We start from the raw sequence: 26,690 nt of genomic DNA, 5'->3' as shown, positions 1-26,690 counted from the left end.
CTGTGCCCTGACCGTCCTGAGCAACGACTATGACTCAGGTGACCGGCCATCGTCCAGATACCCGGGACGCCACCCGGCACCCTCGCCCGCCAGGCCCCATCGGGTCACTTCCGCCCCGGCTACTCATTGGTAACACAAAGCGCGAACGAGACCAAGGTCACGTTGCCACAAAGTGGACCTTCAGTCCAATTGCCCACGTAGTTCGCGGGCGAGGTCGGCCGTCGTCGACACCGGCAGCCGGCACACGAACCCGCGGCACACGTACGCGGCCGGCACCCCGTCCACCAGGCCGCGCCCCTCCAGCAGCGGGACGCCCTCCGCGTCCGGCGGGCCGACGCTCACCACCGCGCCGGGCGCGACCGCCATCAGGGCCGTCCGGTGCAGCGCCTTCGTGCGCTCGTCGGCCGGGTCGCCGATCACGGCGACCTCCACCGGGCCCGCCGCGCGCGCCTCCGCCACGGCCAGCCCCCAGCCCGCGAACCGCGCGTGCTCCCGGGCGAGCGTCCCGGCCGGGGCCAGCGCCTGCTCGGCGGCCTCCCGGTGCCGGTCGGAGCCGGTGAGCGCCGCGAACGACAGCAGCGCCCCGGCCGCCGCGAACTGCCCGGACGGGGTCGCGTTGTCGGTCGGGTCCTGCGGGCGCCGGAACAGCTTCTCCGCGTCGTCGGCCGTGTCGTAGAAGCCGCCTCCGCCGTCGGTGAACCGTTCGAGGACGGTGTTCAGCAGCTCGCCGGCCAGCCGCACGTGCCGCGGGTCGCCGGTGACGCCGTGCAGGGCGATCAGGCCCTCGGCCATGTCGGCGTAGTCCTCCAGGACGCCGGAGTTGGCGCCCGCCGTCCCGTCCTTGGACGTCCGCGTCAGCCGCCCGTCACGCTCGTGCACGTCCAGCACGAGCCGCGCCACCTCCTCGGCCGCCCGGACGAGGTCCGGCCGGTCGAACAGCGCGCCGCACTCGGCGAGGGCGGCGATGGCGAGGCCGTTCCAGGCGGCCACGACCTTGTCGTCCCGCGCGGGAGGAACCCTGTGCGCGCGCGCCGACAGCAGGGCCGTCCGTACGCGCTCGTAGCGCTCGGCGTCATCCGGTTCGCCGAGGAGTTGCAGAACCGACGTCCCGCGCTCGAACGTCCCCGTCACCTCGAACAGGTCCTCCGCGAACGCGCCGTCCTCCTCGCCGAGCACCTCGCGGAGCTGCTGCGGCGTCCACGCGTAGTACTTGCCCTCGACGCCCTCGCTGTCGGCGTCCAGCGCCGAGGCGAGCCCGCCCTCGTCCGTGCGCAGGTCGCGGAGCATCCAGTCGCACGTCTCCAGCGCGATACGCCGCGCGAACGGCGTCCCGGTGAGCCGCCACCAGTGCGCGTAGACCCGCGCCAGCAGCGCGTTGTCGTAGAGCATCTTCTCGAAGTGCGGCACGACCCACCGCGCGTCCACCGAGTACCGCGCGAACCCGCCGCCGAGCTGGTCGTACATCCCGCCGCGGGCCATCGCCTCCAGGGTGTGCGACGCCATCGCGAGCGACTCGTCGTCGCCCGTCCGCGCGTGGTGCCGCAGCAGGAACTCCAGCGCCATGGACGGCGGGAACTTGGGCGCGCCCCCGAACCCGCCGCGCGCCGCGTCGTAGGACCCGCCGAGCGCCTTCACCGCGCGCGCGAGCAGTTCCTCGCCCGGTACCTCCGTCCCGGTCAGGCCCGAACCCCGCGAGCTGAGCGCCGCGACGACCTGCTGCCCCTGCCCGGCCACGTCCCCGCGCTGCTCCGTCCACGCCTTGTGGACGGCCTGCAGCAGCGCCTGGAACTGCGCGCGCGGGAAGTAGGTCCCGCAGTAGAACGGATGCCCCTCCGGGGTCATGAACACCGTCATCGGCCATCCGCCCTGGCCCGTCATGGCCTGGGTCGCCTCCATGTAGACGGCGTCGATGTCCGGCCGCTCTTCGCGGTCCACCTTGATGTTCACGAACAGCTCGTTCATGACCCGCGCGGTCTCACCGTCCTCGAAGGACTGGTGAGCCATCACATGACACCAGTGAGATCAGCGGAGCTACCAGTGGCAAGATGCGTACCCTACTGAGAGCAGTATGGGCACGTCCCGCCGCTTTGCCTCCGCGATCGCCCCCTCTCCCCATTCCCACCAGTCGACCGGATTGGTGGCGTGCTGAAGGAGGTATGGCGACGTAGCTTGAGCTAGTCGGTTCACCTCTCCAGCCTCTCACATGCAACGAGCACATTCCCCGCCACCACCCACCGTGAAATGTCGGACCCGGACTGTAACTTCACTCACGTCCAGCGGCCCGACCGGAAGGCGAGACGAGATGAGCTCTCCCCAGCCACTCCTCATCGCGTACGCGCGCATCAGCGACCTGTCAGGGAAGCGGCAGACGCTCGCCGCGGCCCTCGGCGTGGAGGCCCAGCACGCCGCCTGTCAATCGATGGCACGCGACGCGGGAGCCATCGTGACCAAGCAGTACACGGACAACGACAGGTCGGCAAGCCGCGGTGAGAACCGGCCCGGGTTCGAGTCGATGCTCGCCGACCTGCATCGCGGCCGCACCGGCGATGACGAACCTGTGCAGGGTGTGATCACGGTGGACATCGACCGGATCTACAAGACACCGGTCCAGTGGGAACGCTTTGTCACCGCGTTCCGTGCCGCTCCCGGACGCGTCTTCGTGGACTGGCAAGGACGGCGCGACCTGTACGCGTCGGACGCCGACGAGGAGGGATTGCACGAGGTCTCCGCCGATGGGCTCTTGGGAGCCCATCATCAGCCCGTCCGAGTGGGAGGCGGTCCGCAGGCGGTACTCACCACGCCACCGGGCCCCAGGAGGCCGGAGCTTGGACAGCGGAGGACGCACCCCGCGCAAGTACCTGCTATCCGGCTTCCTCCTCTGCGGCCGGGAGGTGGACGGGCGGCTCTGCAGGTGCGTCATGTCCGGCTGCGCTACCAAGATCGGTCAATCTACTTACCGGTACGCATGCCGCCCGAAGAGTGATGGCGGATGCGGCGGCAGCGCAGTGCGCGGTGAATGGATGGACCAGGAGGTGACCGACCTCGTCCTCGACATCGTCGCCAACGCACGACCCGGCACTCTCGAACAGCCCGCATGGGCTCGGGCCCGGGAACTCGACGCATTCCACGCCAGGCGAGAGGAACTCCACGCACGCCGTCAAAAGGGCGACATCACCGACGCCCTGTTCCTACGGCGATCAGCGGTCCTTGAGGAAATCCTGCAAGATCTACTCAAGGAGAAGGAAGCCTGGGAGGCGGTCGAGGCGTCCTTCAGCGACGAAGCCTCCGAGCGGCTCCGGCAATGGCGGACGCGCCCGGAGGCAGGGGGCTACAGCCTTCATCAGCGACGGGCACTCGTCGCGCAGACCCTCAGATCGGTCCTGGTCTTTCCGGCGGGACGCGGAAGGCCGCGTCGGCGCGGGGAGGGCTATCTCCCGATCCTCAACGCGAGCCTGGTGATATCGCCGAGCGGAGAACCTGCTCAGGTCGTGAGGTCGGCCAGAGCGGTCTCGATGGCGCGGTGGAAGGTGGGGTAGGCGTAGATCATGTCGCGGAGGACGGCGGTGGGCGTCTCGGCGTGGACGGCGACGGCGAGGAAGCCGAGGATCTCGCCGCCGGCCGGGCCGACCGCCGTGGCGCCGACCAGGGTGCCCCATTCGGTGTTCTCGACGAGCTTGATGAAGCCGTCGTTGCCGGCCTTGTGGATCCAGCCGCGGGCCGACTCGGGGATCTTCGCCATGCCGGTGCGGACGGGCAGGTTCTGGTCGCGGGCCTGCGCCTCGGTGAGGCCGACCGAGGCGATCTCGGGGTCGGTGAAGGTGACGCGGGGGACGGCGCGGTAGGCGGCGGGCGAGCCCTCCTCGCCGAGGATGTCCCGGACGGCGATGGCCGCCTGGTACATGGAGACGTGCGTGAACGCGCCCATGCCGGTGATGTCGCCGATCGCCCACACGCCGCCGGCGGCGCGCATGCGGCCGTCCACGGAGACGCTGCGGGCGTTCTCGTCCAGGCCGACGTGCTCCAGGCCGAGGCCCTTCAGGTTGGGCCGGCGGCCGGTCGCGACGAGGAGGCGGTCGGCGGCGAGGCTCTCGTCGCCCAGGCGCATGGTGAACTCGTCGCCGTCATGGGCGACGCCGGTGACCTTCACGCCGGTGCGGACGCCGATGCCCTCGCGTCCGAAGACGTCCTGGATCAGCGCGCTCGACTCCGGTTCCTCGTTGAGGAGCAGGCGGTCCGCCGCCTCCACGATGGTGACGCGGCTGCCGAACCGGGAGAAGACCTGCGCCATCTCGGCGCCGACGACGCCGCCGCCGAGGACGAGCAGCGAGGCGGGGACCTCGGTGGCCTGGACGGCCTCCCGGTTCGTCCAGAACGGCGTGTCCGCGAGGCCGTCGATGGGCGGGGCCGCGGGAGCCGTGCCGGTGTTGAGGACGATGCCCCGGCGGGCGCGGAAGACCTGGCCGTCGACCCTGACCTCGTCCGGGGCGGTGATGCGGCCCTCGCCGCGCACCAGCTTCACGCCCTTGCCGGTGAGGCGGTCGGCGGCGACCTTGTCGTCCCACGAGTCGGTGGCCTCGTCCCGGATGCGGGCCGCGACCGGCGCCCAGCCGGGGCTGACGCTCGCCTCGCCCGCCATCCCGGGGATGCGGCGGCCCTCTTCGAGGAGTCCGGCCGCGCGCACCATCATCTTGGTGGGGACGCAGGCGTAGTACGGGCATTCGCCGCCGACCAGCCGGGACTCCACGGCGACGACCGACAGGCCCGCCTCCGCCAGCCGCCCGGCGGCGTCCTCTCCCCCGGGTCCCGTACCGATCACCACGACATCGACTTCGTCAGCCATGCCGTTGATCCTGCCCGCGTTGCGGCTCGGTTAGGCGGCGCGGCGGCATCGGAATCCGATCAAGGTCGTGGACGAGGGTGATCTCGCCGCCGAACGCGGCGGACGCCTCGTCCACGTAGCGGTGCTCGTCCTCGGCGGGATACCGCTCGGAGAAGTGGGTGAGGACGAGGTGCCGGACGCCCGCCTCCGCCGCGACGGCTCCCGCCTGCGCGGCCGTGAGGTGCCCGTACTCGGCGGCCAGCGCGGCGTCCTCGTGCCGGAACGTCGACTCGATGACCAGCATGTCGACACCGTCGGCCAGGTCGCGGACGCCGTCGCAGAGCCGGGTGTCCATGATGAAGGCGACCTTCTGCCCCGGACGGGGCACGCTGCACTCGTCGAGGGTGACCTCGCGGCCGTCCGGCGCGGTGACCCGGCCCTCCTCCTGGAGCCGCCGGATCATCGGCCCCCGGACGCCCCGCGCGGCGAGCTCGGCGGGCAGCATGGTGCGTCCGTCCGGTTCCTCCAGCCGGTACCCGTACGCCTCGACCGGATGCGACAGCCGGCGCGCGACCAGGGTGAACGGCGCGCCGCCGGTGTCGAGCGGCATCCGCTCCCCCGACACGGGCCGCTCGCGGATCACGTCGGTGTCCCGGAAGACGGCCGCGTGCCGCAGCCGCTCCCAGTACCGCCGTCCGCTCGCCGGGAACGCGGCGTCCACCGGGTGCTCGACGCCGTCGCGCGCGATGCGCTGGACGACGCCGGGCACGCCGAGGCAGTGGTCGCCGTGGAAGTGCGTCACGCAGATCCAGGTCACGTCGTTCGCGGAGACCCCGGCGCGCGACATCTGCCGCTGCGTCCCCTCGCCGGGGTCGAAGAGCACGCCGTGCCCGTCCCAGCGCAGCAGGTACCCGTTGTGGTTGCGGGCCTTGGTGGGCACGGCGCTGGCGGACCCGAGGACGATCAGATCGCGAACCGACATCCCCCCATGGTGCCGGGTCGCGGAGCCGGGCAAGCGCTTGGTTATTCTGTGCGCGATACAGGCGAACCAGGGAGGCCCCGTTGGCCGGCAGCAAGCGCGACAAGATCAAGATGACCCCGGACGAGGTGGCGTCCTACCTCGCGGACAACTTCAAGGTCCAGGTCGCCACCGTCGGCAAGGACGGCGAGCCGCACCTCGTCCCGATGTTCTACACGCTGTTCGAGGGCAAGATCGCCTTCACCACGTACAAGGCGTCGCAGAAGGTGCTGAACCTGCGCCGCAACCCCACCATGACCTGCCTGGTCGAGGACGGCGTCGAGTACAGCGAGCTGCGCGGCGTCGCCCTCTACGGCCGCGGCCTCGTCATCGAGGACCCCAAGCCCCGCAGCAAGGTCGGCATGGTCGTCGGCTCCCGCATGGCGGGCCTGCCCGTCCCCGAGATCGGCGAGCCCATCGACCCGGTCATCGCCGAGGGCATCGAGCAGGCCATCGCCAAGCGCGTCCTCATCCTCATGGACCCCGACCGCGTCGTCAGCTGGGACCACCGCAAGGCCCTCTAGCCGGGACCGTCCTCCCGGACCAGGTCGGTGGCGCGGATCAGGGCCGCCGTCTCGGCGGCGTGGTCGGCTCTCCGGTGGGCCGCGTCGGCTATGTGGACGAACATGGCCGCCTGCTCGTCCGGCGTGCCGTGCCTGCGCAGGATCTCCAGCGCCTGGCCGAAGAAGTTGGTGGCCGCGACCGGGCGGTGCGCGCGCAGGTACGCCTCGCCCAGGGCGGTCAGCGCGCGGGCACGGCCGTGGTGGTCCGGTTCCGGGAGGGCGGCGAACTCCTCCGGGAGCGGGCCGAGCAGTTCGATGGCGCGGTCCAGGTCGCCCGTCCCGATGAGGGCGCGGGCGAGGTCGTAACGGGCCCGCAGGATCGCGTGCGGATCGCCGCCTTCCTCCGCCTCGCCGAGTCGTTCCGCCATGACGTCGGCGGCCTCCGCCCGGCGTTCGCGGTCGAGGAGGGCCGTGGCCTGGGGGGCGTCCCCGGCGGTCGCCGGGGTGAGGGCGTGGTCGAGGAGGCGGCGGAGCGCGGCCTCACCCTCGTCCCGGCCGGCCCGCTCGCGCGCCTCGTCGCGGACGTCGCCGGGCAGCCGGAACCGGTCGCCGGACGCGCTGACGAGCCCGCGCGCGGCAAGCGCCGCCAGCAGCTCGCGGGCCTCGGGCTCCGGCACGTCCGCCAGGGCGGCGGCCGCCGCGGACCCGATCTCGCCGCCGGGCGGCAGGCTCAGCAGCCTGAGCAGCCGGGCCGCCGCCGGGGCGAGCTCCCGGTAGGCGTCCTCGAAGTTCGCGCGCACGACGAGGGTCCTCCCCGGCCGCGACCCGATCGAACCGGACGGCTCAGGCGTCGTCGGCGGGGCCGTTCGCCGCGGCGCTCTTCGCGTCCTGGGCGCGTTCCCACTCCCGCTGCTTCAGGTCCTCCTCGCTGGGCGCCTGGATCTTCTTCATCTGCTTGCCCATCGAGCGGATCAGGAAGACCGTCGCGGCCGCGAGGGCGAGGAAGACCACGAAGCCGAGGACGCCGGGAGTGACCGTGTCGTCGTTCAGCGGCATGGCGTAGAGGGGAGGCATTAGAGACACACCTTCTCCCGGATGCCGGCGAACAGATCGTCCTCCGGCACCTCGGTGTCGACGAGGGACCTGGCCAAATGGTAGTCCTCGGTCGGCCATGCCTCACGCTGGATGTCCATCGGGACGACGAACCAGAACCCGTTGGGGTCGATCTGGGTGGCGTGGGCGAGGAGGGCGCGGTCCCTGGTCTCGAAGTGGTCGGCGCAGGGGACGCGGGTGGTGATGTCCCACTTGGCGCGCCTGTCGCCCTCGTCCTCGAAGCGCTTCATCCAGTCGCCGTAGGGCGACTCCAGGCCGGCGCTCTCCATCGCGGTGTGGAGCGCGAGGACGCGGTCCTTGCTGAAGGTCATGTGGTAGTAGAGCTTGAGCGGCTGCCACGGCTCGCCCGCGCCGGGATAGCGCTCCGGGTCGCCCGCGGCCTCGAACGCCTCCACCGACACCTCGTGGCACTTCACGTGGTCGGGGTGGGGGTAGCCGCCGTTCTCGTCATAGGTGAGCATCACGTGCGGGCGGAAGTCGCGGACGGCGCGCACCAGCGGCTCGGACGCGGTCTCCAGCGGCTCCAGCGCGAAGCAGCCCTCCGGCAGCGGCGGCGGCGGGTCGCCCTCCGGGAAGCCGGAGTCGACGAAGCCGAGCCAGCGCTGCCCGACGCCGAGGATCTCGCGGGCCCGCGCCATCTCCTCCTCGCGGACCTTGCCGATGTCGGCCTTGATCTCCGGCCGGTCCATCGCGGGGTTCAGGATGTCGCCGCGCTCCCCGCCGGTGCAGGTGACGACGAGGACCTCGACGCCGTCCGCGACGTACTTGGCCATCGTGGCCGCACCCTTGCTGGACTCGTCGTCGGGGTGGGCGTGCACCGCCATGAGCCGCAGCGGGCCGGCGCCGCCCTCGCACGGCCGGTCGAGCGTCGTACCGTCGATGACCTCGGACACGGATCTTCCTCTCGGGACTCTTCTTGGCGCCCCCCGGTTCGAGGCACGCGCCGGCACAGACGAGAATTGTCCCTGACAACGTCCGCACACCGCACGGAGATTCCCAGCCATGACGACGAGCGTGCCGAAACCAGCGACGCCGGCCGAGCCCCGGCGGAGCCGGGCCGGGATGGTGGTCGCCGGTCTGCTGGCGGCACTGGTCGCGGCGGGCATGGGGATTCTCGCCGCGCATGCCGGGCAGACTCCGGGGATCGTCCCGCAGACCGTCTCCTACGACATCACCGACACCGCGGTGACGATCAACTACACGGTCGCCAAGGGGAAGGACGACGAGGTCCGCTGCACGGTGGACGCCTTCGACGCCGACTTCGTGATCCTGGCGGAGAAGGAGGTCTCCGTTCCGGCCGGGAAGTCCGGCATCGAGGGCACGGAGACGCTGGCGACGCCGCGGCGGGCGACCGGAGCCCGGATCCGCGACTGCCGGACGGCGTGAGCGGACTGGACCGGCCGGCCGGACGCTACGTCCGGTGAACGCCGGACCAGCGTTGGCGGATTGCGGACGCCGAGTTCAGGGAACCTTTACCCGCACACACCGGATAGGCTAGAGGTTTCACCCGGCCGCCTTCATGTCGATGTGACACCCACCCGCGTGGGCGGGTGAGGATCGCAACATGTGGATGAGGAGTACCCGTGACCGAGACCCGCGCTGACAACGTCACCTGGCTCACCCAGGAGGCGTACGACCGGCTCAAGTCTGAGCTGGACCACCTGTCGGGCCCGGGCCGCATCGAGATCGCTCAGAAGATCGAGGCGGCGCGGGAGGAGGGCGACCTGCGCGAGAACGGCGGCTACCACGCGGCCAAGGAGGAACAGGGCAAGATCGAGGGCCGGATCCTCCAGCTCCAGGGCATCCTGGAGAACGCGCGCGTCGGGGAGGCTCCGCGCACGGAGGGGGTCGTCGGCCCCGGCATGACCGTCACGGTGTCCTTCGAGGGGGACGACGAGGAGGTCACCTTCCTGCTCGCCTCCCGCGAGGAGGTCGGCGCGCCCATCGACGTCTACTCGCCGAAGTCGCCCCTCGGGTCCGCGATCGACGGCAAGAAGGTCGGCGAGAAGGCCACCTACAACCTCCCCAACGGCCGCTCCATGACGGTGGAGGTCCTCGACGCGACCCCCTACGGAGGCGCCTGACCCTTCCCGTCCTCCGGCCCTGGTACAGCGGCCCGAGGCGGGAGCAGTGCTTCTTCACGGTGCCCTTGCGGCTCCGGTGCCCCCGGGCAGCGGAGCCGCAAGGGCACCGTTCATTGTTCTTCGCCCCCGGCGGCGGCGCGCACCAGGGGAAGGGTGCGGTAGGGGATCTGGGTGGCCAGGGAGATCACCGAAGAGGCCCGTTCGACGCCCGCCACGTCCACGATCACGTCGATGACGCGCTGCAGGTCGGTGTTGCTGCGGGCGACGATGCGGCACAGCATGTCGCCGGGGCCGGTGATCGTGTGCGCCTCGATCACCTCGGGGACCTGGGCGAGGCGCGCGGCGACCGGGTCGTGCCCGCCGGCCTGGCGCAGCTGCAGGGTGACGAACGCGGTCACGCCGTAGCCGAGCGCGGCCGGGTCGATCTCCGGGCCGAAGCCGGCCACGACGCCGTCCCGGGCGAGCCGGTCGAGCCGCGCCTGGACGGTGCCGCGCGCGACGCCGAGCCGGCGGGACGCCTCCAGCACGCCGACGCGCGGTTCGGCGGTGAACATCTCGATCAGCCGGGCGTCCAGCTCGTCGATCGCCACGACACCTCCGCGTGACCGTGGTCACGATGTACAGGAATACCGGTCGGTACCAGAGTTCACCGTACAATTTGCCCAGCGATTCACGCCACTGTTGCGCACCTTGCGGCCGTACGCCGAGATTAGTGGGCATGGATGAGTTTCCGGTCAAGGGTATGGACGCCGTCGTCTTCGCCGTCGGCAACGCCAAACAGGCCGCCCACTACTACTCGACCGCGTTCGGGATGCGCCGGGTCGCCTACCGGGGGCCCGAGAACGGCAGCCCCGACGAGGCGGTGCACGTGCTGGAGTCGGGCGGCGCCCGGTTCGTGTTCCGCGGCCCGGTGAAGGCGGGCACCGGGATCGGCCGGCACATCGCCGAGCACGGCGACGGGGTCGTCGACCTCGCGATCGAGGTCCCGGACGTGGAGCACGCCTACCGGCACGCGCTCGCGAAGGGCGCGACGGGCCTGGAGGAGCCGCACGTCCTGGAGGACGAGCACGGCAAGGTGACCATCGCGGCGATCGCCACCTACGGCGACACGCGGCACTCCCTGGTCGACCGCTCGAACTACACCGGCCCCTACCTGCCGGGGTTCGCGCCCGCCGACCCGGTCGTGGAGCCGGGCGACCGGTACTTCCAGGCGATCGACCACTGCGTCGGCAACGTCGAGCGCATGGACGAGTGGGCCGACTTCTACCACCGCGTCATGGGCTTCACCGACATGGCGGAGTTCATCGGCGACGACATCGCGACCGAGTACTCGGCGCTGATGTCCAAGGTCGTCGCGGACGGCACCCGCAAGGTGAAGTTCCCGCTGAACGAGCCCGCGGAGAGCAGGCGCAAGTCGCAGATCGACGAGTACCTGGAGTTCTACGGCGGGCCGGGCGTGCAGCACATCGCGCTCGCCACGGGCGACATCCTGGCGTCGGTCGACCGGATGCGCGCCGCGGGCGTCGAGTTCCTCGACACCCCCGCCTCCTACTACGAGGACGCCGAGCTGCGCGAGCGCATCGGCGAGGTGCGGGTGCCGATCGAGGAGCTGCAGAAGCGCCGGATCCTGGTCGACCGCGACGAGGACGGCTACCTGCTGCAGATCTTCACCAAGCCCGTCCAGGACCGTCCGACCGTGTTCTTCGAGCTGATCGAGCGGCACGGCTCGCTGGGCTTCGGCAAGGGCAACTTCAAGGCCCTGTTCGAGGCGATCGAGCGCGAGCAGGAGCGCCGCGGCAACCTGTGACCCGCCGCCCAGGACTCGGGGGACCCGGCCCAGGACTCGGGGGACCCGGCCCCGGACGCCGCACCGCGTCCGGGGCCGGGTGCTGTGCCGGTGACCTGTTCGTGGCCGGTAACGGGCACACTGTGGGGGCATGAGCGAACCCCCTCAGAACCCCCGGCCCTCCGACGGCGACCCGGCGAACCCGGATCCCGGGCCCGGCGCCGAGGCGTCCCCCTCATCCGACTCGTCCGCCTCGTCCCCCTCGTCCCCCTCCTCCGAGCGTCCGCCGCCCTACCAGGGGACGTACGGCTCCCAGCCCGGGCCCGCCGTTCCTCCCCCGGCGGGCGGCCTGCCCGGACCGGGCGGGCCGGGCTACGGGCAGCCGCTGCCCAAGGCGCCGCCGCTGCCCGGCTACGGCATGCCCGGCGGCCCCCAGGACGGTCCGGCCGGACGCCTCGCCCGGCTCGGCGCGGGCATCCTGGACAGCGCCGTCCTCAGCATCGCGGCCGTCCCGGCGGCGCTGGCCTCCATCCGCTGGGACAAGATGCAGGAGTCCCTGGAGTCCGGTGAGCCGATCAGCAACCCGCTGGACATGTACAACATCCCGGTGCTGCTGATCTCGTACACGGTCGTCTTCGTGCTGGGCTTCGGGTACTTCACCGTCCTGCACGCCAAGTTCGGCCAGACGCTCGGCAAGAAGGCGTTCGGCATCCGGGTGGTGAAGGCGTCCGACCGGTCCGCGGTGACCTGGGGGCAGGCGTGCGCCCGGCAGGGCTTCGTCTACGCCATCGCGCTCGTGACGGTCGCGATCAACTTCGTCTCCGCGGGCGGCGCCGTCCTGGGGTTGCTCGGCCTGCTCGACACTGCCTGGATCCTGTGGGACGAGCGGCGCCAGGCCGTGCACGACAAGGTCGCCGGGACGGTGGTGATGAAGGCGTCGCCCTGGACGCCGAATCCGTACGCCCGGACGCCCGCTCCGCACGGGGCGGACGGCCCCGGCAAGATTTGATCGGCAGCGGGGAACATTTCACACGATCCCGGACGCGGCGATGTTTGGACGGCGATGGCGCGGCCACGCTGACGACATGACGCAACCGCCGAGAGACCCCGCGTCCGGGGGAGGGCCGGAGGAGAACCGGCCGCACGGCCACGAGGAGCCCGGACGGCCGGGACCGTACGAAGGCGGGCCGTACGGCGGCCTGCCCCGGTACGGCGAGCAGTCCCACGGGCAGCAGCAGCAGCCCCAAGGCGGGCAACCCCCGTACGGAGAGCACCCGTACGGAGAGCACCCGTACGGAGAGCAGCCGTACGGGCAGGCGCCCCACGGCGCCCAGCCCGGATATGGGAACGTCCCCGGGTACGGCGCGGGCGGCTACGGCGGCCCGCGGACCGAACTCGCCGGCAGGTGGGCGCGGCTCGCCGCCGGCATCCTCGACCTCATCATCGTCGGGATCGCGGCGGGCCTCATCTCGATCCCGTTCATCAACTGGGACCGGGTCTTCAACCCGGAGCCCGGCACGTCGTTCTACAACGGCGCCCAGGTCGGGACGAACGCCGTCAGCGTCGTCATCGCGTTCCTCTACTTCTGGCTGATGCACGCCAGGTGGGGGCAGACGCTCGGCAAGATGCTGCTGGGGATCCGCGTCGTCCGGGACGAGGACGGGCAGGCCATCAGCAACGGCCAGGCGCTGGGACGTTCGGCGTTCTACAGCGTCCTCGGCGGCATCTGCGGCTGCATCGGCTTCATCGACATCCTGTGGATCCTGTTCGACCCGCGTAAGCAGGCCCTCCACTGCAAGGTGGCGCACACGATCGTCGTCAAGGCCGACCCCGGCCTCCCCAACCCGTACGAGTCGCGCTGACGGGGGCGCGCGCCGCCGGCTGAGTTGCCCGGCGGGCGGTGGTACGGGCAGGCTGGGCGGGTGCATATGGCCGGAAACACCCCCAGTCCCCGCCCGCAAGGGTCACGTGCCGTCCGCGGTGCCGCGGGGCTGGCCGCCCTCGCCGTCGCGGGGTCGCTGACCGCAGCCTGCCAGGTCCCGTTCGGCGACGACGACCCGGGCGGACCCAGCGGATCGCCGAAGGGCGCGGCGACCGGGCCGGCGGGCCCGACGACCGCCGGCGACGACTACGTGCCGGGCGACGGCAACGGCGGCTACGACGTCCAGCACTACGGGCTGAAGCTCACCATCACTCCGGACGGTGCGAAGCAGCTCGACGGCACCGCGACGATCAACGCGACCGCGACCGAGCGTCTCGCCCGCTTCAACCTCGACCTGACCGGCCTCGACGTCGCGTCCATCAAGGTGGACGGGGCGCCCGCGCGGCAGCAGCGCGGCGGCGGCGAGCTGGAGGTCACCCCGGCCGAGCCCCTGCGGAAGGGGGCGAAGTTCACCACGGTGATCAAGTACTCGGGGACCCCGAAGCCGGTGTCGGACCCGGTGCTCGGCACCTACGGCTGGATCCGCACGCCCGACGGCGTGTTCGTGGCGTGCCAGCCGAGCGGCGCGCACACCTGGTTCCCGAGCAACGACCATCCGAGCGACAAGGCCACGTTCGACTTCGAGATCACCGTCCCGGAGGGCCTCACGGTGATCGCCAACGGGGAGCCCGAGACGCCGCTGGAGGGGACGGGCGGGACGCCGGGCCTGCCGGGCGCGCCGCCGACCGGCGGCCCCGGCACCGGCGGTCCCGGCGTCGAGCCCGTCGCCTGGCACGGCAAGGTTCAGCGCGCCATGACGACGTCGAAGTGGCGCGTCAAGGACCCGATGGCCACCTACCTGGCGACCGTCGACGTCGGCCGGTTCGGGGTGCGGACGAGCAAGACGGCGAGCGGGATCCCGAACATCACCGCGGTCGACCCGACGCTGCCCGGCGTGAACCTCGACCAGTTCCACAAGCTGAACGGCGACATCACCGAGGAGTGGACGAGGCTGTTCGGCCCCTACCCGTTCTCCTCCACCGGAGGGCTGATCGACAACGCCGACGTCGGCTTCGCGCTGGAGGCGCAGACCCGCCCGGTGTACGGGGCGTTCGGCCTGCAGCCGACCATCGTCGCGCACGAGCTGGCCCACCAGTGGTTCGGCGACAGCGTCAGCGTGACCCGCTGGCAGGACATCTGGCTCAACGAGGGCTTCGCCACCTACGCCGAGTGGCTGTGGGACGAGAAGACCGGCGGCGAGACCGTCCAGGGGCACTTCGACCAGGCGTACGAGGGGGGCGGCGGCGAGCTGTGGAACGTCCCGCCCGGCAACCCGGGGCGCAAGCAGATGTTCGGCCGCTCGGTGTACGACCGGGGCGGCATGACGCTGGTGGCGCTCCGCAAGCGGGTCGGCGAGGACACCTTCTACAAGATCCTGCAGGCGTGGACGAAGGAGCGCGCGCACTCCAGCGGGACGACGGAGCAGTTCATCGCGCTGGCGAACAAGGTGTCCGGCAAGAGCCTCGACGCGTTCTTCGACGACTGGCTGTACCAGAAGGGCCGTCCGGCGAAGTAACCGGCCGGATGCCGGATCCGGCCACAGAATCGCCTCGTCCGAGCGAATTCGAGACCAAATCGCGCTTGCACGGCCCCGGATGACGAGAAAGTCTTGATCACGGTTGTGACGGCTTACCTAGGTAACCGAGGACGAGGTCGATGAGCAGAACTCCACGAGCCCTGGCCGCCGTGTCGCTGGGCGTCGCCGCGAGCCTCGCGGTGACCGCCGCGCCCGCCGGCGCCGCCACCGCGCGGTTCACCCCCGGCGCTCCCGGCGCCGGCGACCCCTACTTCCCCGACATGGGCAACGGCGGCTACGACGTCGCCCACTACGACATCGGCCTGAAGTACGACCCCGCCACCAAGGGGATCCAGGCCGTCACCAAGATCAAGGCGACGGCGACGCAGAACCTGTCCCGGTTCGACCTGGACTTCCTCGGCCCGCTGACGATCTCCTCGCTGCGGGTGGACGGGCACAAGGCGTCCTTCACGCGGACCGGCGCCCAGGAGCTCGTCATCACGCCGCGCAAGGGGCTGCGCAAGCACCGGCACTTCACGGTGACGGTCGCGTACTCGGGCGTGCCGCAGACGATCGACGACGCGACGCTGGGCACGTCCGGCTGGATCCCGACGGCCGACGGCGCGGTCATGCTCAACCAGCCGTTCGGCGCCGCGACCGTCTACCCGGTGAACGACCACCCGACCGACAAGGCGACGTACACGTTCACGCTGTCGGCGCCCAAGGACCTCACCACGCTCGCCAACGGCGACCCGCGCGGCACCTGGTCCAAGCACGGCTGGACGACCACCCGCTGGGACGTCCGCAACCCGATGGCCAGCGAACTCGCCATGGTCGCGATCGGCAAGTACGACGTCCTGAAGGGACGGACGGGCGCGGGCATCCCGAACCTGACCGCCACCGACCACGCGATGGCCGTCAAGCCGGACGACGCGAAGAAGTTCCACGACCAGACCGCCGAGGTCACCGACTTCGAGGCGTCCGTCTTCGGCCGCTACCCGTTCACCTCCACGGGCGGGATCGTGGTCAAGGCCGGCGTCGGCTACGCGCTGGAGACGCAGGGGCGTCCCGTCTACGACCTGGGCCGGCGGCCGGGCGCCATCCCGAGCGGCGGCCTGCTCGCGCACGAGCTGGGCCACCAGTGGTTCGGGGACGCGGTGTCCCCGGCGAAGTGGTCCGACATCTGGCTGAACGAGGGCTTCGCGACGTACTCCGAATGGCTGTGGGCCGAGCACACGAACGGCACGCCCGTCCAGAAGAGCTTCGACGACGTGTACGCGACCCCGGCGGACGACTCCCTGTGGAAGGGCAAGGTCGCCGACCCGGGCCGCGACCACATCTTCGACGGGCTCGTCTACGACCGCGGGTCGATGGCGATCCACGTCCTGCGCACGACCATCGGCGACAAGGACTTCTACCGGCTGCTGAAGGCGTGGCCCGCCGACCACCGGTACGGGAACGCCTCCACCGCGGACTTCGTCCGGTTCGCCGAGCGCCTCTCCCACAAGAACCTCGACGCCTGGGCCAAGGCGTGGCTCTACTCGGAGGGCAAGCCGTCCCTCTGACCGTGCAAGAACGCTGACCGTGCAAGAACGCAGGGTCAGCTCAAGGTGAGGGTGTAGCCCTTCTCGCGCAGGCGGCCGATCACGTCTTCGGAGTGGTCGGCCCCTCGCGTCTCCAGGTGCATGAGGACCTCGGCCTCCTCGACGTGGAGGCGGGCCGCGACGCGCTCGTGCATCACGTCCAGGACGTTGACGCCCAGCTCGGCGAGCTCGCCCAGCAGGGTCACCAGCGCGCCGGGGCGGTCCTTCAGCCGGCAGCGGACGACGAGGTACCGCCCGGCGCCGGCGAGGCCGTGCCGCAGCACCTTCGACAGCAGCAGCGGGTCGATGTTGCCGCCGGACAGCACCACCACCACGGGCGGCTCGACCGCGTACGCATGCTCCAGCAGGGCCGCGACCCCGGCGGCCCCGGCGGGCTCGACGACCTGCTTGGCGCGTTCGAGGCAGAGCAGCAGCGCCTGCGAGATGGACTCCTCGGACACCGTCACGACGGCGTCCACGAGCTCGGTGAACATGGCGTAGGTGAGGTCGCCGGGACGGCCGACGGCGATCCCGTCCGCCATGGTCGGCTCCAGCTCGACCTGCACGGGCTTGCCGGCCGCCAGCGAGGGCGGGAACGCCGCCGCGCGCTTGGCCTGCGCGCCGAGGATCTTGATGTCCCGGCCGCCGGCCTCCTTCGCCGCGCCCTTGGCCGCCGCCGCGATGCCGGACAGCAGGCCGCCGCCGCCCACCGGCGCCACGATCGTCCGGGCGTCCGGGCACTGCTCCATGATCTCCAGCCCGATCGTCCCCTGCCCGGCGGCGACGTCGGGGTGGTCGAACGGGTGGATGAACACGGCGCCGCACTCGTCGGCGTACCGCTGCGCGGCGATGAGGCAGTCGTCGACGGTCGGGCCGGGGAACACGACCTCGGCGCCGTAGCCGCGGGTCGCGGCGATCTTGGGGAGCGGAGCGCCGACCGGCATGAACACGGTGGCCTTGCAGCCGAGCATGGACGCGGCGAGCGCGACGCCCTGGGCGTGGTTGCCGGCGCTGGCCGCGACGACGCCGCCGGCCCGCTCGGCCTCGCTCAGCCGGAAGATCCGCACGTACGCGCCGCGGATCTTGAACGATCCGGTGCGCTGCAGGTTCTCGCACTTCAGCAGGACGGGCCCGCCGAGCTGCTCGGACAGGACCCGGGAGGGGAGCAGGGGGGTGGGAACGGCCACCGCGCGGAGCAGCTCGCGGGCGGCCCGGACATCGTCGACGCTGACGGAGGTCATGGTCCGATCTTCGCACCCCGCGGCCCTCAGCCCGCACTCCAGTAACGATCTTGGGCGTGGACCAGGGCGGCGGCGCCGACGAGCCCGGCGGTCTGGCCGAGCGCCGCCGGGACGATCCGGGCGCGGCGCGCGAAGTCCATCCGGGCGTGCGCCCGGAACGCCGCCTCCATCGGCTCGAACAGCAGCGGGCCGGCCTGGGAGAGCCCGCCGCCGATCGCGGCGACCTCCAGGTCGCACAGGTGCGTCGCGGACGCGATCGCGATGCCGAGGGCGCGCCCGGCGCGCCGCATCGCGGACCCGGCGACGGGGTCGCCGCGCCGCGCGTCGGCCGCCAGCTCCACGCCCGTGACGTCGGTTCCGCCGGGCCGCCAGCCCTGCTGCTGCGCCCACGCGACCAGTCCCGGGCCGCGCGCGATCGCCTCCAGGCAGCCGCGCCCGCCGCAGGCGCACGGCGGCCCGTCCGGCTCGACGACGACGTGCCCGATGTGCCCGGCGTTGCCGCTGGCGCCGTTGACGAGGTGCCCGCCGAGGATCAGCCCGCCGCCGACGCCCGTGGACACGACCATGCCGAGGACGTTGCCGTGCCCGCGTCCGGCGCCGAGCCAGTGCTCCCCCACCGCCACGCAGATCGCGTCGTTGTGGATGCGGACGGGCAGGCCCGGATGGCGGGCGCGGAGCCGCTCCCGCAGCGGGAAGCCGCGCCACGCCGGGATGTTCAGCGGGGACACCTCGGCGGCGGGCCACGTCATCGGCCCGCCGCAGCCCGCGCCGACGCCCGCGAGGGACGGGTCGCCTGCGTCGGCGAGGAGCTTGCCGAGCAGCGCGTCCAGCGCCCGCCACAGCTCCTCGCCGTCCACGCCCGGCCCGTTCGGGGTGGGGGCGCGGTCGTGGGCGGCGACGCGTCCGTCCGGTTCGACGAGCGCGGCGGCGAGCTTCGTCCCGCCGATGTCGATCGCGAGGACCGGGGCGTTCGCGAGGACGGGGCCGTTCGCGCGGGCGGGCGCGGCGCTCAAACGAGGCCCCCCGCGCCGTCCGCGCGGCCGAACGCGAGGATGGACGCGGTGAAGCCGTGCACGTGGTTGCGGCCCGAGACCGGCCCGATCTCGCCGGCGGCGAAGAACCCGCCCACCCCGGCCGGGCCGAACGCGCGGTCCAGGACCTTCGCGTCATGGTCGGAGTCGGGGAACATCGCCTGGCCGCGCCCGTTGCAGGAGAACAGCAGCGCGCCCTCGACCGGCGCCAGGTCGAACCGCTCGAGCAGCGCGGCGAGGTCCTCCTCGGCGGCGCCCGCGTCCCGGACCTGGAACCGGACGGTGCGGCCCACGTCCACGACGTCGCCGATCGCGATGGCCCCGCTGTCGGTGTCGGCGCCCACCACCCCGCGGACGAGGAAGTCGCCGTGCTCGTGCTCGTCGGCGTACTCGTCCATCGCGACGCCGATCAGCAGCCCGCGCCCGGCGAGCTCCTGCTCCTCCTCCGGCAGCCCGAGGACGATCTGCTCCAGCTTCTCCAGCGCGGGGACGCCCGCCAGCTCGTAGAGGACGTTCTCCTCCGCCTTCGTCACCACCATGTCGGGCCCGATCGGGCGGGCGCCCTGGCTGACCACGGTGGCGGCGGCCACCGGCCCGCCGATCACCACGCCGACCGCGCCGTCCCGGTAGACGTCGCCGCCGACGAACAGCCGCGCGTCGCCCCGTCCGATCTCACCGGGCCCGTCCTCGCCGAGCCCGCCGCCGCCGGGCCCGCCACCGGGGCCGCTGCTCTCGGCGAGGCCGCCGACCAGCGGCAGCCCGGGAAGCGCCTCGTCGGAGCGCTCCACGAAGGCGTCCACGGGGAAGCTGTACGGGTCGGCCAGCAGCACGCCGACCACGTCGTCGTCCTGCCCCTCCGGCATGCCGACCACGACGAGGCGGTCGTCGGCCTTGAGGGTCTCCAGCCGGAACGCGTCGAGCCGCGCACCCGGCAGCACCGCCGCCCACGCGCTGACCGCGCCGCGCTCCTCCACCCCGCGCCCGGCGCCGATCACCCCGGACGCGCTGCAGCCGAGCAGCATCGCGGGCCCCGCCGCCCGCTCCGCGGCCAGGGCCGCCGCCTCGATCTCGTCCGGGTCGTCGCCCGTGACGAACACGCACACCAGGTCGGGCGCCGCGCTCAGCGGGGCGAGCGCCTGCTCGACCGCCGACGCGGCCGCGCTGGACAGGTCGGGTCCGAGGGCCAGGCCATCACCGAATCGCGCCATCGGCGCCGCCTCCCTCACTGTGTTCACCGGCTCCGTTCACACCTCCAGTCTCCCCCGCTCCGGGCTCTCCACCCAAACATCGGCGAGACCGGCCAAGCGGACGAATCCGGGAACCGAGGGTGCGATTCCGCGGACCGGCGACGTAGTGTCGGTCGCGTGCGTCCATCCACACCCCGTGAAACTCTCCCCTCTGGGACAACAGTGGGCGAGCTGCGCGCCGGCGGCCACGTCCAGCTTTCCGTGAAGGCCGAGATACGGCGCAACCTGCTCGACCGGCTGCGGTCCGGAGAACCCCGGTTCCCCGGCATCCTCGGGTTCGACGACACCGTCCTCCCCCACCTCGAGCGCGCCCTGCTCGCCGGGCACGACCTGGTGCTGCTGGGCGAGCGCGGCCAGGGCAAGACGCGGCTCATCCGCACCCTGGGCGGGCTGCTGGACGAGTGGACCCCCGTGGTCGCCGGCTGCGAGATCAACGACCATCCGTACGCGCCGGTGTGCGTGCGCTGCCGCCGGCTCGCCGCCGAACTGGGCGACGACCTGCCGGTCGGGTGGCTGCACCGCGACGAGCGGTACGGGGAGAAGCTCGCCACCCCCGACACCAGCGTCGGCGACCTCATCGGCGACGTCGACCCGATCAAGGTGGCCGAGGGCCGCACGCTCGGCGACCCGGAGACCGTGCACTTCGGGCTCGTCCCGCGCACCAACCGCGGCATCTTCTCCATCAACGAGCTGCCCGACCTCGCCGAGCGGATCCAGGTGGCGCTGCTCAACGTGCTGGAGGAGCGGGACGTGCAGATCCGCGGCTACGCGCTGCGGCTGCCGCTGGACGTGCTGCTCATCGCGTCCGCCAACCCCGAGGACTACACCAACCGCGGCCGCATCATCACCCCGCTGAAGGACCGCTTCGGCGCGGAGATCCGCACCCACTACCCCCTCGAACTGGACGCCGAGCTGGCGCTGATCCGGCAGGAGGCCGAGTTCGCCGACCTCGCCGGGCTGCCCGCCGAGGTGCCCGACCACCTGATCGAGGTGATCGGGCGGTTCACCCGCCTCGTCCGGGAGTCGACGGCGGTGGACGCCCGGTCCGGCGTGTCGGCGCGGTTCGCGCTCGCGGGCGCGGAGACCGTCGCGGCGGGCGCGGTGCGCCGTGCCGCGCTCACCGGCGAGGAGCACGCCGTCGCGCGGGTCTGCGACCTGTCCGCGGTCGTGCCGTCGCTGATGGGCAAGGTCGAGTTCGAGGTCAGCGAGGAGGGCCGCGAGCAGGAGGTGCTGGAGCACCTGCTGCGCCGCGCGATCGCCGAGACCTACCGGCGGACGCTGGGCGCCGCCGACCTGACCGGGCTGCTCGACAAGTTCGACTCCGGCGAGCGGGTCGAGTCGGGCGAGCTGGTGGCGGCGAACGAGCTGCTGCGCCGCATCGGCCAGGTCCCCGGCCTCGCCAAGCTCATGGAGCGGCTCGGGCTGAGCGGGGAGTCCCCCGGGCAGGCCGCGGCCGCGCTGGAGTTCGCCCTGGAGGGCCTGTTCCTCACCCGCCGGCTGTCGAAGGACGTCACCGAGGGCCGGTCCGACGGGACGGCCACCTACCGGACGTGACCGTCCGGACCTGAGGTCTCCACGCGTAAGGAGCTTCGATGAGCCGGTATCGCTACGGGGCCTACGAGGACGGGCCCGACCCGCTCGCCCCGCCCTACGACGTCCGCGACGCCCTCGACGCGATGGGCGACGCGGTGCTGGACGGCACCCGCCCCGACGACGCGCTGCGCGAGCTGCTGCGGCGCGGCCTGCCCGGCGCGCGGGACCGGCGCGGGCTGGACGACATGCTGCGCCAGGTGCGGGAGCGGCGCCGCGCGCTGCGCGACCGGGGCCGCCTCGACGGCACCCTGGAGCAGGCGCGCGCGCTGCTCGACACGGCGATCGGGCAGGAGCGGGCCGAGCTGTTCCCCGATCCGGGCGACGAGGCGCGGCTGCGCGAGGCCGAGCTGGACACGCTGCCGTCCGACACCTCGCAGGCGATCCGCCGGCTGTCGGACTACGACTGGCGGTCCGACGCGGCCCGCCGCACGTTCGAGCAGCTGAAGGACCTGCTGCGCCGCGAGGTCCTCGACGCTCAGTTCCAGGGCATGAAGCAGGCTTTGGAGAACCAGGACCCGGCCGCCATGGAGCGGGTCAAGGACATGATGGCCGCGCTCAACCACATGCTGGAGCGCGACGCCCGCGGCGAGCACACCCAGGAGGACTTCGACCGGTTCATGGAGCAGTACGGGGACATGTTCCCCGACGATCCGCAGAACCTCGAAGAGCTCGTCGACTCGCTGGCCCGCCGCGCCGCGGCGATGGACCGGCTGCTCGCCTCGCTCAGCCCCGAGCAGCGCGCCGAGCTGGGCGGGCTGATGGAGCAGGCCATGCAGGACGCGGGCCTCGCCATGGAGATGACGCGGCTCGGCGACGCGCTGCGGGCGCGCCGTCCCGATCTCGGCTGGGGCCGGCCCGAGCAGATGACGGGCGACGACCCGCTCGGCATGGGCGACGCCACCACCGCGCTCGCGGAGTTGGCCGACCTGAGCGAGCTGGAGGCGGCGCTCGGGCAGGACTACCCCGGCGCGCGGCTCGACGACATCGACGAGGACGCCGTCCGGCGGGCGCTCGGCCGGCAGGCCGTCGACGACCTGGACGCGCTGCGCCGCATCGAGAAGGAACTGGAGCGGCAGGGCTACCTGCGCCGCAACCGCGGCAAGCTGGAACTGACCCCGAAGGCGGTGCGGCGGCTCGGCGAGACCGCGCTGCGCCGGGTGTTCTCCCAGCTCACGTCCGGCCGGCAGGGCGACCACGACCAGCGCGACGCGGGCCAGGCGGGCGAGCTGACCGGGGCCAGCCGGGAGTGGCGGTTCGGCGACGAGCAGCCCCTCGACGTCGTCCGGACGGTGAGCAACGCGATCCGCCGCAGCGCCATGGAGTCCGGCCCCGGCCTCGCGACGCGACCGGTGGCCGCGCAGGCCGTCGAGCCGGGCACCGCGGACGTCGCGCGGACCGGCGCCGGCGCGGAACCCGCCGGGCTGAAACCCGCCGGTGTGAAACTGGGCGTGGACGACTTCGAGGTGCACGAGACGGAGCGGCGCACCGGCGCGGCCGTCTGCCTGCTGGTCGACCTGTCGTACTCGATGGTGCTGCGCGGGACGTGGGCGGTCGCCAAGCAGACCACGCTCGCCCTGCACACGCTCGTGACCAGCAAGTTCCCGCAGGACGCGATCCAGATCATCGGGTTCTCCAACTACGCGCGGGTCCTGCACCCCGAGGAGATGGCCGGGCTCGACTGGGACATGGTGCAGGGCACCAACCTGCACCACGCGCTGATGATCGCCGGACGGCACCTCGACCGGCACCCCGACTTCGAGCCGATCGTGCTCGTCGTCACCGACGGGGAGCCGACCGCGCACCTGCGCCCGGACGGCCGCTCGCTGTTCGACTACCCGCCGTCCACCGAGACGCTCGTCCTCACCCTCGCCGAGGTCGACAAGATGACGCGGCGCGGCGCCTGCATGAACTTCTTCATGCTGGCCGACGACCGGCGGCTCGTGTCGTTCGTGGAGGAGGTCGCGCAGCGCAACGGCGGCCGCGTCTTCGCGCCGGACGCCGAGCGGCTCGGCGAGTACGTCGTCAGCGACTACCTCCGCGTGCGCCGGGGCCGGAGGGGCTAGGGTCGGCGGCATGTCGACTTCCGATCGCATCCTGCTGATCCTGCACATCGGCTTCGCGATCTTCACGCTGGGACCGCTGACCGCCGCGACCATGTCCTCCCCCCGGTACATCCGCAAGCGGAACGTGGCCGTGGTCCGCTTCCTCCACTGGACCACCCGCGTCTACGGCCTCGCGACGCTGGGCATCTTCCTGTTCGGGCTGGGGCTCGCCGAGGGGAACTTCGCGCAGGCGTGGCTGACGGTGTCGATGACCCTGTTCATCGTCGCGCTGGTGCTGCTGCTGATCGTCGAGCGCGACCAGCGGAAGGCCGTGCACCTGCTGGAGCTCGCGGCGGCCGAGGAGGCGCGGACGGCGGTGCCCGCGGTGCCGGTCCGCCCGGACGCCGGCGAGGCGGCGGACGGCGGGGAGGGGCCCGGCGACGGGGAGCCCGGCGGGCGGGCCGCGGAGAAGACCGGCGGGGCCGCCGGGAAGACCGACGGGGCCACGGCCACCGCCGGGGGCGGCGAGATCGCGGCCGTGGAGCGCGGCCGGCTGGCCGCGCTCTCCGGCGTCATCGCGCTGCTCTGGCTGGTGATCCTGGTGCTGATGGTCTGGAACGGCTGAGCCGCGACCGCCGCTACTCGACCGCCGCTACTCGCCCGACCCCGGCTTCAGGTGGCTCTTCAGCCAGCTCACGATCGTCGGGTAGGTGTTCTCGTCGCTCAGCAGCTGTGCGGCGTGCATCTGCCCCTCGACCGTCTTGACCGTCGTCTGGACGCCCGCGGCGCGCAGCGCGCCCGCCAGCCCGGTGCTCTGGGCGACCGGGACGAAGTCGCCGGTGGCGTGCATGAGCAGCATCGGCGCGTCCCCAGGCGAGACGTGCGTGATGGTGCTGGCGTCGTCCAGCCGGGGCCAGCAGTCCTCGCCGGTGCCGGTGTCGGTACCGGTACCGGTCCCCGCGTCGGGGGCCGGCTCGGTCCGGGCGCCGGGCACGCAGTGCATGAGGTCGACCACGGCCCGCCGCAGCTTGCGCTGGCTGGGCGTGGCACCGGCGTTCGCGCCGTCCTGGTAGGCGAGGTACGGGTTGTTGGGCGGCGACAGCGCGACCACGCCGCGGACCTGCCGGGTGCCCGTGCCGAGCGTGCCGAGCTGGGTGGCGAGCTGCCCGCCGGCCGAGGAGCCGACCACGGCGACCCGGTTCGCGTCGGCGTTCCACACCTGGGCGTACTTCTTGATGAAGGCGAGCGCGGCCAGCGAGTCGTCCCGCTGCGCCGGCCAGTGCGCCTTGGGCGCGAGCCGGTAGTTCGCCGACATGACGACGAACCCCTCCTCGGTCAGCCGCCGCGCGAAGTACTTCCAGCCGCCGCCCTTGTCGCCCTGCAGCCAGTAGCCGCCGTGCAGGATCAGCACGACCGGGCGCGGCGTGGCCCGGGGCCCGCCGTCGCGCCAGTACGCGTCGATCTTCTGCGCGGCGGCCTTGCCGTAGGCGTAGGTGCGGAACTTCGGCAGCTCCGGCGTGACCATGACCGCCTGCGCCGTGACGGTGCCGTCGGGCTCCCCGTCCGGTGCGCCCTGCCCGTTCTCGGGGAGGGTCGTGGACGACGCCGACGGCGACTCCGCTCCGGGCGTCTCCGGGCCGCCGGACGGGCCGGCCGGACCGGACTCGCCCGCCGGCGGCACCGACGGGACGGTGGCGGACGGCGTCGGCGCGGGGGTGTTCGCGTGCGCTCCTCCGGGGATCGCGACGGCGGAGACACACGTGGCGGCGAACGCCGCCCCACACACCAGTACTTTGCGCACCCGGGGCCCCTCCTTTACGAACCTGGCGCGCTGAGTATAGATGTTTTGATCAAGCCGGGGCGGGAATCGTCAGGTAGCTCTCAGCCGAGCGCCTGCTCGAGGTCGCGCCGCAGGTCGGTGGCGTCCTCGATCCCGACGGACAGTCGCACCAGGTCGGAGGGCACCTCCAGCGGGGATCCGGCGGCCGAGGCGTGCGTCATCCGGCCCGGGTGCTCGATCAGCGACTCGACGCCGCCGAGCGACTCGCCGAGCGTGAACAGCTTCGTCCGCTCGCAGACGGCGATGGCGGCCTCCTCCGACTCCAGCCGGAACGAGACCATGCCGCCGAACGCCCGCATCTGCTTGGCGGCGACGTCGTGGCCGGGGTGGCCGGGCAGCCCCGGGTAGAGGACCTGCCGGACGGCCGGGTGCCGCTCCAGCATCTCCACGATCCGCTCCGCGTTCGCGCAGTGCCGGTCCATCCGCACGCCGAGCGTCTTGATCCCGCGCAGCGTGAGCCAGGCGTCGAACGGCCCGGCGACGGCGCCCATCGCGTTCTGGTGGAACGCCAGCCGCTCGCCGAGGTCCGCGTCCGACACGATGAGCGCGCCGCCGACGACGTCGGAGTGCCCGCCGATGTACTTGGTGGTCGAGTGGACGACCGCGTCCGCGCCGAGCTCCAGCGGGCGCTGCAGGTACGGCGAGGCGAAGGTGTTGTCGACGGCGAGGAGCGCGCCCGCGTCGTGCGCGACCGCCGCCAGCGCGGCGATGTCGGCGATGCCGAGCAGCGGGTTGGTCGGCGTCTCCACCCAGATGATCTTCGTGTCGGGACGGACCGCGGCCCGCACCGCGGCGATGTCGCCGAGCGGCACCGGGTCGAACGTGACGCCCCACGGCTCGGCGACCTTCGCGAACAGCCGGTAGGTGCCGCCGTACGCGTCGTTCGGGATGATGACGTGATCCCCCGGCCGGCAGACCGTCCGCAGCAGCGCGTCCTCCGCGGCGAGCCCGGAGGCGAACGCCAGGCCGCGCGTGCCGCTCTCTATCTCCGCCAGGCATACTTCGAGCGCAGTACGCGTCGGGTTGGCCGACCGGGAGTACTCGTAGCCGCCCCGCAGGCCGCCGATGCCGTCCTGCTTGTAGGTGGAGACCTGGTAGATCGGCGGGACGACCGCTCCGGTGGTTGGGTCGGGCTCCTGTCCGGCGTGGATCGCCAGGGTCTCGAAGCCGTGCTGAACCTCGTTGTCCATGGGTACGAGGCTATCCACCGCTCGCCCCTCCTAGAGGAGGAGGCGCTCCCCCGCAGGTATCAGCCCCTATTTCGGCGCTGGGGGTGACCCCAAGGGCCCACAT

The 26,690-nt window shown here is 72.5% G+C and carries 24 protein-coding genes and 1 pseudogene; 13 read left to right on the top strand and 12 right to left on the bottom strand.

Translation table 11 applies throughout. The features are described from left to right. Positions 1–180 precede the first annotated feature (180 nt). A pseudogene (locus AL2_RS11045) lies at positions 181–2,187 on the bottom strand (thioredoxin domain-containing protein). A 115-nt stretch (positions 2,188–2,302) separates the two neighbouring features. On the opposite strand from AL2_RS11045, the gene AL2_RS11040 reads away from it, so the two are divergent. Both AL2_RS11040 and AL2_RS37355 read left to right on the top strand, forming a co-directional pair. Continuing rightward, a complete protein-coding gene (locus AL2_RS11040) occupies positions 2,303–2,983 on the top strand; it encodes a recombinase family protein (protein ID WP_067632733.1) in 681 nt (226 codons plus the stop codon). A 37-nt stretch (positions 2,984–3,020) separates the two neighbouring features. Further along, positions 3,021–3,536, top strand: coding sequence for a hypothetical protein (locus AL2_RS37355; RefSeq protein WP_157438097.1), 516 nt, complete (start codon positions 3,021–3,023; stop codon positions 3,534–3,536). Here the strand turns inward: AL2_RS37355 and AL2_RS11035 are convergent. Beyond that, a complete protein-coding gene (locus AL2_RS11035; protein WP_067632731.1) occupies positions 3,482–4,840 on the bottom strand; it encodes a dihydrolipoyl dehydrogenase family protein in 1,359 nt (452 codons plus the stop codon). The two genes, AL2_RS37355 and AL2_RS11035, sit on opposite strands and share 55 nt — an antisense overlap. Next, on the bottom strand, positions 4,833–5,801 hold the full coding sequence (locus tag AL2_RS11030) for a ribonuclease Z (RefSeq protein WP_067632729.1): 969 nt from the start codon (positions 5,799–5,801) through the stop codon (positions 4,833–4,835). Before AL2_RS11030 ends, AL2_RS11035 begins: the two co-directional genes overlap by 8 nt. A gap of 80 nt (positions 5,802–5,881) precedes the next feature. Between AL2_RS11030 and AL2_RS11025 the strand changes: the two genes are divergently transcribed. Then, entirely contained in the window at positions 5,882–6,361 is a 480-nt protein-coding gene (locus AL2_RS11025; protein WP_157438096.1) for a pyridoxamine 5'-phosphate oxidase family protein, read from the top strand. On the opposite strand, the gene AL2_RS11020 is transcribed toward AL2_RS11025, so the two are convergent. The 3 genes from AL2_RS11020 to mca are packed head-to-tail and all read right to left on the bottom strand — an operon-like array spanning position 6,358 to position 8,277. Beyond that, complete coding sequence (locus tag AL2_RS11020) at positions 6,358–7,140, bottom strand: tetratricopeptide repeat protein (protein WP_067632727.1); 783 nt, start codon at positions 7,138–7,140, stop codon at positions 6,358–6,360. The genes AL2_RS11025 and AL2_RS11020 overlap by 4 nt on opposite strands. Before the next feature lie 43 nt (positions 7,141–7,183). Then, positions 7,184–7,414 carry a hypothetical protein gene (locus AL2_RS11015; protein ID WP_067632725.1) on the bottom strand — a complete coding sequence of 77 codons (231 nt, stop codon included), beginning with the start codon at positions 7,412–7,414 and terminating at the stop codon, positions 7,184–7,186. After that, positions 7,414–8,277 (bottom strand): mycothiol conjugate amidase Mca, encoded by an 864-nt coding sequence (mca, locus tag AL2_RS11010; protein ID WP_067633075.1) that lies wholly within the window; start codon positions 8,275–8,277, stop codon positions 7,414–7,416. The genes AL2_RS11015 and mca overlap by 1 nt, the downstream gene beginning before the upstream one ends. A gap of 178 nt (positions 8,278–8,455) precedes the next feature. Between mca and AL2_RS11005 the strand changes: the two genes are divergently transcribed. Then, positions 8,456–8,839, top strand: a complete 384-nt coding sequence (locus AL2_RS11005; RefSeq protein ID WP_067632723.1) for a DUF4307 domain-containing protein — start codon at positions 8,456–8,458, stop codon at positions 8,837–8,839. A 197-nt stretch (positions 8,840–9,036) separates the two neighbouring features. After that, positions 9,037–9,537 carry a transcription elongation factor GreA gene (gene greA, locus AL2_RS11000; protein ID WP_067632721.1) on the top strand — a complete coding sequence of 167 codons (501 nt, stop codon included), beginning with the start codon at positions 9,037–9,039 and terminating at the stop codon, positions 9,535–9,537. Positions 9,538–9,647: 110 nt separating this feature from the next. Here greA and AL2_RS10995 read toward each other — a convergent pair whose 3' ends face one another. After that, positions 9,648–10,127, bottom strand: coding sequence for an Lrp/AsnC family transcriptional regulator (locus AL2_RS10995; RefSeq protein WP_157438095.1), 480 nt, complete (start codon positions 10,125–10,127; stop codon positions 9,648–9,650). A 128-nt stretch (positions 10,128–10,255) separates the two neighbouring features. Between AL2_RS10995 and hppD the strand changes: the two genes are divergently transcribed. From hppD to AL2_RS10970, 5 genes are all read left to right on the top strand, one after another. Further along, positions 10,256–11,344: a 4-hydroxyphenylpyruvate dioxygenase gene (gene hppD, locus AL2_RS10990; protein WP_067632719.1), complete on the top strand. Its 1,089-nt coding sequence runs from the start codon at positions 10,256–10,258 to the stop codon at positions 11,342–11,344. Between the two features lie 130 nt (positions 11,345–11,474). After that, positions 11,475–12,332 carry an RDD family protein gene (locus tag AL2_RS10985; protein WP_067632717.1) on the top strand — a complete coding sequence of 286 codons (858 nt, stop codon included), beginning with the start codon at positions 11,475–11,477 and terminating at the stop codon, positions 12,330–12,332. Positions 12,333–12,408: 76 nt separating this feature from the next. Continuing rightward, the gene (locus AL2_RS10980) at positions 12,409–13,185 is read left to right on the top strand and encodes an RDD family protein (RefSeq protein WP_067632715.1); all 777 of its coding nucleotides are present in this window, start codon (positions 12,409–12,411) and stop codon (positions 13,183–13,185) included. Positions 13,186–13,251: 66 nt separating this feature from the next. Beyond that, complete coding sequence (locus AL2_RS10975) at positions 13,252–14,820, top strand: M1 family metallopeptidase (protein WP_067632714.1); 1,569 nt, start codon at positions 13,252–13,254, stop codon at positions 14,818–14,820. A 140-nt stretch (positions 14,821–14,960) separates the two neighbouring features. Then, on the top strand, positions 14,961–16,385 hold the full coding sequence (locus tag AL2_RS10970) for a M1 family metallopeptidase (RefSeq protein WP_067632712.1): 1,425 nt from the start codon (positions 14,961–14,963) through the stop codon (positions 16,383–16,385). Positions 16,386–16,420: 35 nt separating this feature from the next. Here AL2_RS10970 and ilvA read toward each other — a convergent pair whose 3' ends face one another. Genes ilvA through AL2_RS10955 form a run of 3 tightly spaced genes read right to left on the bottom strand, consistent with a single transcriptional unit; the run spans position 16,421 to position 19,883 of the window. Beyond that, the gene (gene ilvA / locus AL2_RS10965) at positions 16,421–17,644 is read right to left on the bottom strand and encodes a threonine ammonia-lyase (RefSeq protein ID WP_067632709.1); all 1,224 of its coding nucleotides are present in this window, start codon (positions 17,642–17,644) and stop codon (positions 16,421–16,423) included. A gap of 26 nt (positions 17,645–17,670) precedes the next feature. Next, entirely contained in the window at positions 17,671–18,657 is a 987-nt protein-coding gene (locus AL2_RS10960; RefSeq protein WP_067632707.1) for an ROK family protein, read from the bottom strand. Then, complete coding sequence (locus AL2_RS10955) at positions 18,654–19,883, bottom strand: FIST signal transduction protein (protein WP_067632705.1); 1,230 nt, start codon at positions 19,881–19,883, stop codon at positions 18,654–18,656. Before AL2_RS10955 ends, AL2_RS10960 begins: the two co-directional genes overlap by 4 nt. Before the next feature lie 156 nt (positions 19,884–20,039). Between AL2_RS10955 and AL2_RS10950 the strand changes: the two genes are divergently transcribed. The 3 genes from AL2_RS10950 to AL2_RS10940 are packed head-to-tail and all read left to right on the top strand — an operon-like array spanning position 20,040 to position 24,182. Continuing rightward, positions 20,040–21,476 carry a sigma 54-interacting transcriptional regulator gene (locus AL2_RS10950; protein WP_067632703.1) on the top strand — a complete coding sequence of 479 codons (1,437 nt, stop codon included), beginning with the start codon at positions 20,040–20,042 and terminating at the stop codon, positions 21,474–21,476. A 38-nt stretch (positions 21,477–21,514) separates the two neighbouring features. After that, positions 21,515–23,578, top strand: a complete 2,064-nt coding sequence (locus AL2_RS10945) for a vWA domain-containing protein (RefSeq protein ID WP_067632701.1) — start codon at positions 21,515–21,517, stop codon at positions 23,576–23,578. Between the two features lie 10 nt (positions 23,579–23,588). Next, on the top strand, positions 23,589–24,182 hold the full coding sequence (locus AL2_RS10940) for a hypothetical protein (protein WP_067632700.1): 594 nt from the start codon (positions 23,589–23,591) through the stop codon (positions 24,180–24,182). Positions 24,183–24,209: 27 nt separating this feature from the next. On the opposite strand, the gene AL2_RS10935 is transcribed toward AL2_RS10940, so the two are convergent. Continuing rightward, the gene (locus tag AL2_RS10935; RefSeq protein ID WP_245666540.1) at positions 24,210–25,358 is read right to left on the bottom strand and encodes an alpha/beta hydrolase fold domain-containing protein; all 1,149 of its coding nucleotides are present in this window, start codon (positions 25,356–25,358) and stop codon (positions 24,210–24,212) included. A gap of 80 nt (positions 25,359–25,438) precedes the next feature. Continuing rightward, positions 25,439–26,587, bottom strand: a complete 1,149-nt coding sequence (locus AL2_RS10930) for a cystathionine gamma-synthase (protein WP_067632698.1) — start codon at positions 26,585–26,587, stop codon at positions 25,439–25,441. Positions 26,588–26,690 lie beyond the last annotated feature (103 nt).

It is taken from the genome of Actinomadura latina NBRC 106108, from assembly GCF_001552195.1.
GTDB classification, from domain to species: domain Bacteria; phylum Actinomycetota; class Actinomycetes; order Streptosporangiales; family Streptosporangiaceae; genus Spirillospora; species Spirillospora latina.
This window is presented reverse-complemented; position numbering and strand designations above follow the sequence as displayed.

What these genes read in the sequence shown, in the direction of transcription:
- AL2_RS10970 (WP_067632712.1), top strand. Translation starts at nt 14,961, where the DNA reads ATGAGCAGAACTCCACGAGCCCTGGCCGCCGTGTCGCTGGGCGTCGCC.
- AL2_RS10980 (WP_067632715.1), top strand. Translation starts at nt 12,409, where the DNA reads ATGACGCAACCGCCGAGAGACCCCGCGTCCGGGGGAGGGCCGGAGGAG.
- ilvA (WP_067632709.1), bottom strand. Translation starts at nt 17,644, where the DNA reads ATGACCTCCGTCAGCGTCGACGATGTCCGGGCCGCCCGCGAGCTGCTC.
- AL2_RS11035 (WP_067632731.1), bottom strand. Translation starts at nt 4,840, where the DNA reads ATGGCTGACGAAGTCGATGTCGTGGTGATCGGTACGGGACCCGGGGGA.
- AL2_RS10940 (WP_067632700.1), top strand. Translation starts at nt 23,589, where the DNA reads ATGTCGACTTCCGATCGCATCCTGCTGATCCTGCACATCGGCTTCGCG.
- mca (WP_067633075.1), bottom strand. Translation starts at nt 8,277, where the DNA reads ATGGCGGTGCACGCCCACCCCGACGACGAGTCCAGCAAGGGTGCGGCC.
- AL2_RS11040 (WP_067632733.1), top strand. Translation starts at nt 2,303, where the DNA reads ATGAGCTCTCCCCAGCCACTCCTCATCGCGTACGCGCGCATCAGCGAC.
- AL2_RS10955 (WP_067632705.1), bottom strand. Translation starts at nt 19,883, where the DNA reads ATGGCGCGATTCGGTGATGGCCTGGCCCTCGGACCCGACCTGTCCAGC.
- hppD (WP_067632719.1), top strand. Translation starts at nt 10,256, where the DNA reads ATGGATGAGTTTCCGGTCAAGGGTATGGACGCCGTCGTCTTCGCCGTC.
- AL2_RS11015 (WP_067632725.1), bottom strand. Translation starts at nt 7,414, where the DNA reads ATGCCTCCCCTCTACGCCATGCCGCTGAACGACGACACGGTCACTCCC.
- AL2_RS10930 (WP_067632698.1), bottom strand. Translation starts at nt 26,587, where the DNA reads ATGGACAACGAGGTTCAGCACGGCTTCGAGACCCTGGCGATCCACGCC.
- AL2_RS11005 (WP_067632723.1), top strand. Translation starts at nt 8,456, where the DNA reads ATGACGACGAGCGTGCCGAAACCAGCGACGCCGGCCGAGCCCCGGCGG.
- AL2_RS10945 (WP_067632701.1), top strand. Translation starts at nt 21,515, where the DNA reads ATGAGCCGGTATCGCTACGGGGCCTACGAGGACGGGCCCGACCCGCTC.
- AL2_RS10985 (WP_067632717.1), top strand. Translation starts at nt 11,475, where the DNA reads ATGAGCGAACCCCCTCAGAACCCCCGGCCCTCCGACGGCGACCCGGCG.
- AL2_RS10975 (WP_067632714.1), top strand. Translation starts at nt 13,252, where the DNA reads ATGGCCGGAAACACCCCCAGTCCCCGCCCGCAAGGGTCACGTGCCGTC.
- AL2_RS37355 (WP_157438097.1), top strand. Translation starts at nt 3,021, where the DNA reads ATGGACCAGGAGGTGACCGACCTCGTCCTCGACATCGTCGCCAACGCA.
- AL2_RS11030 (WP_067632729.1), bottom strand. Translation starts at nt 5,801, where the DNA reads ATGTCGGTTCGCGATCTGATCGTCCTCGGGTCCGCCAGCGCCGTGCCC.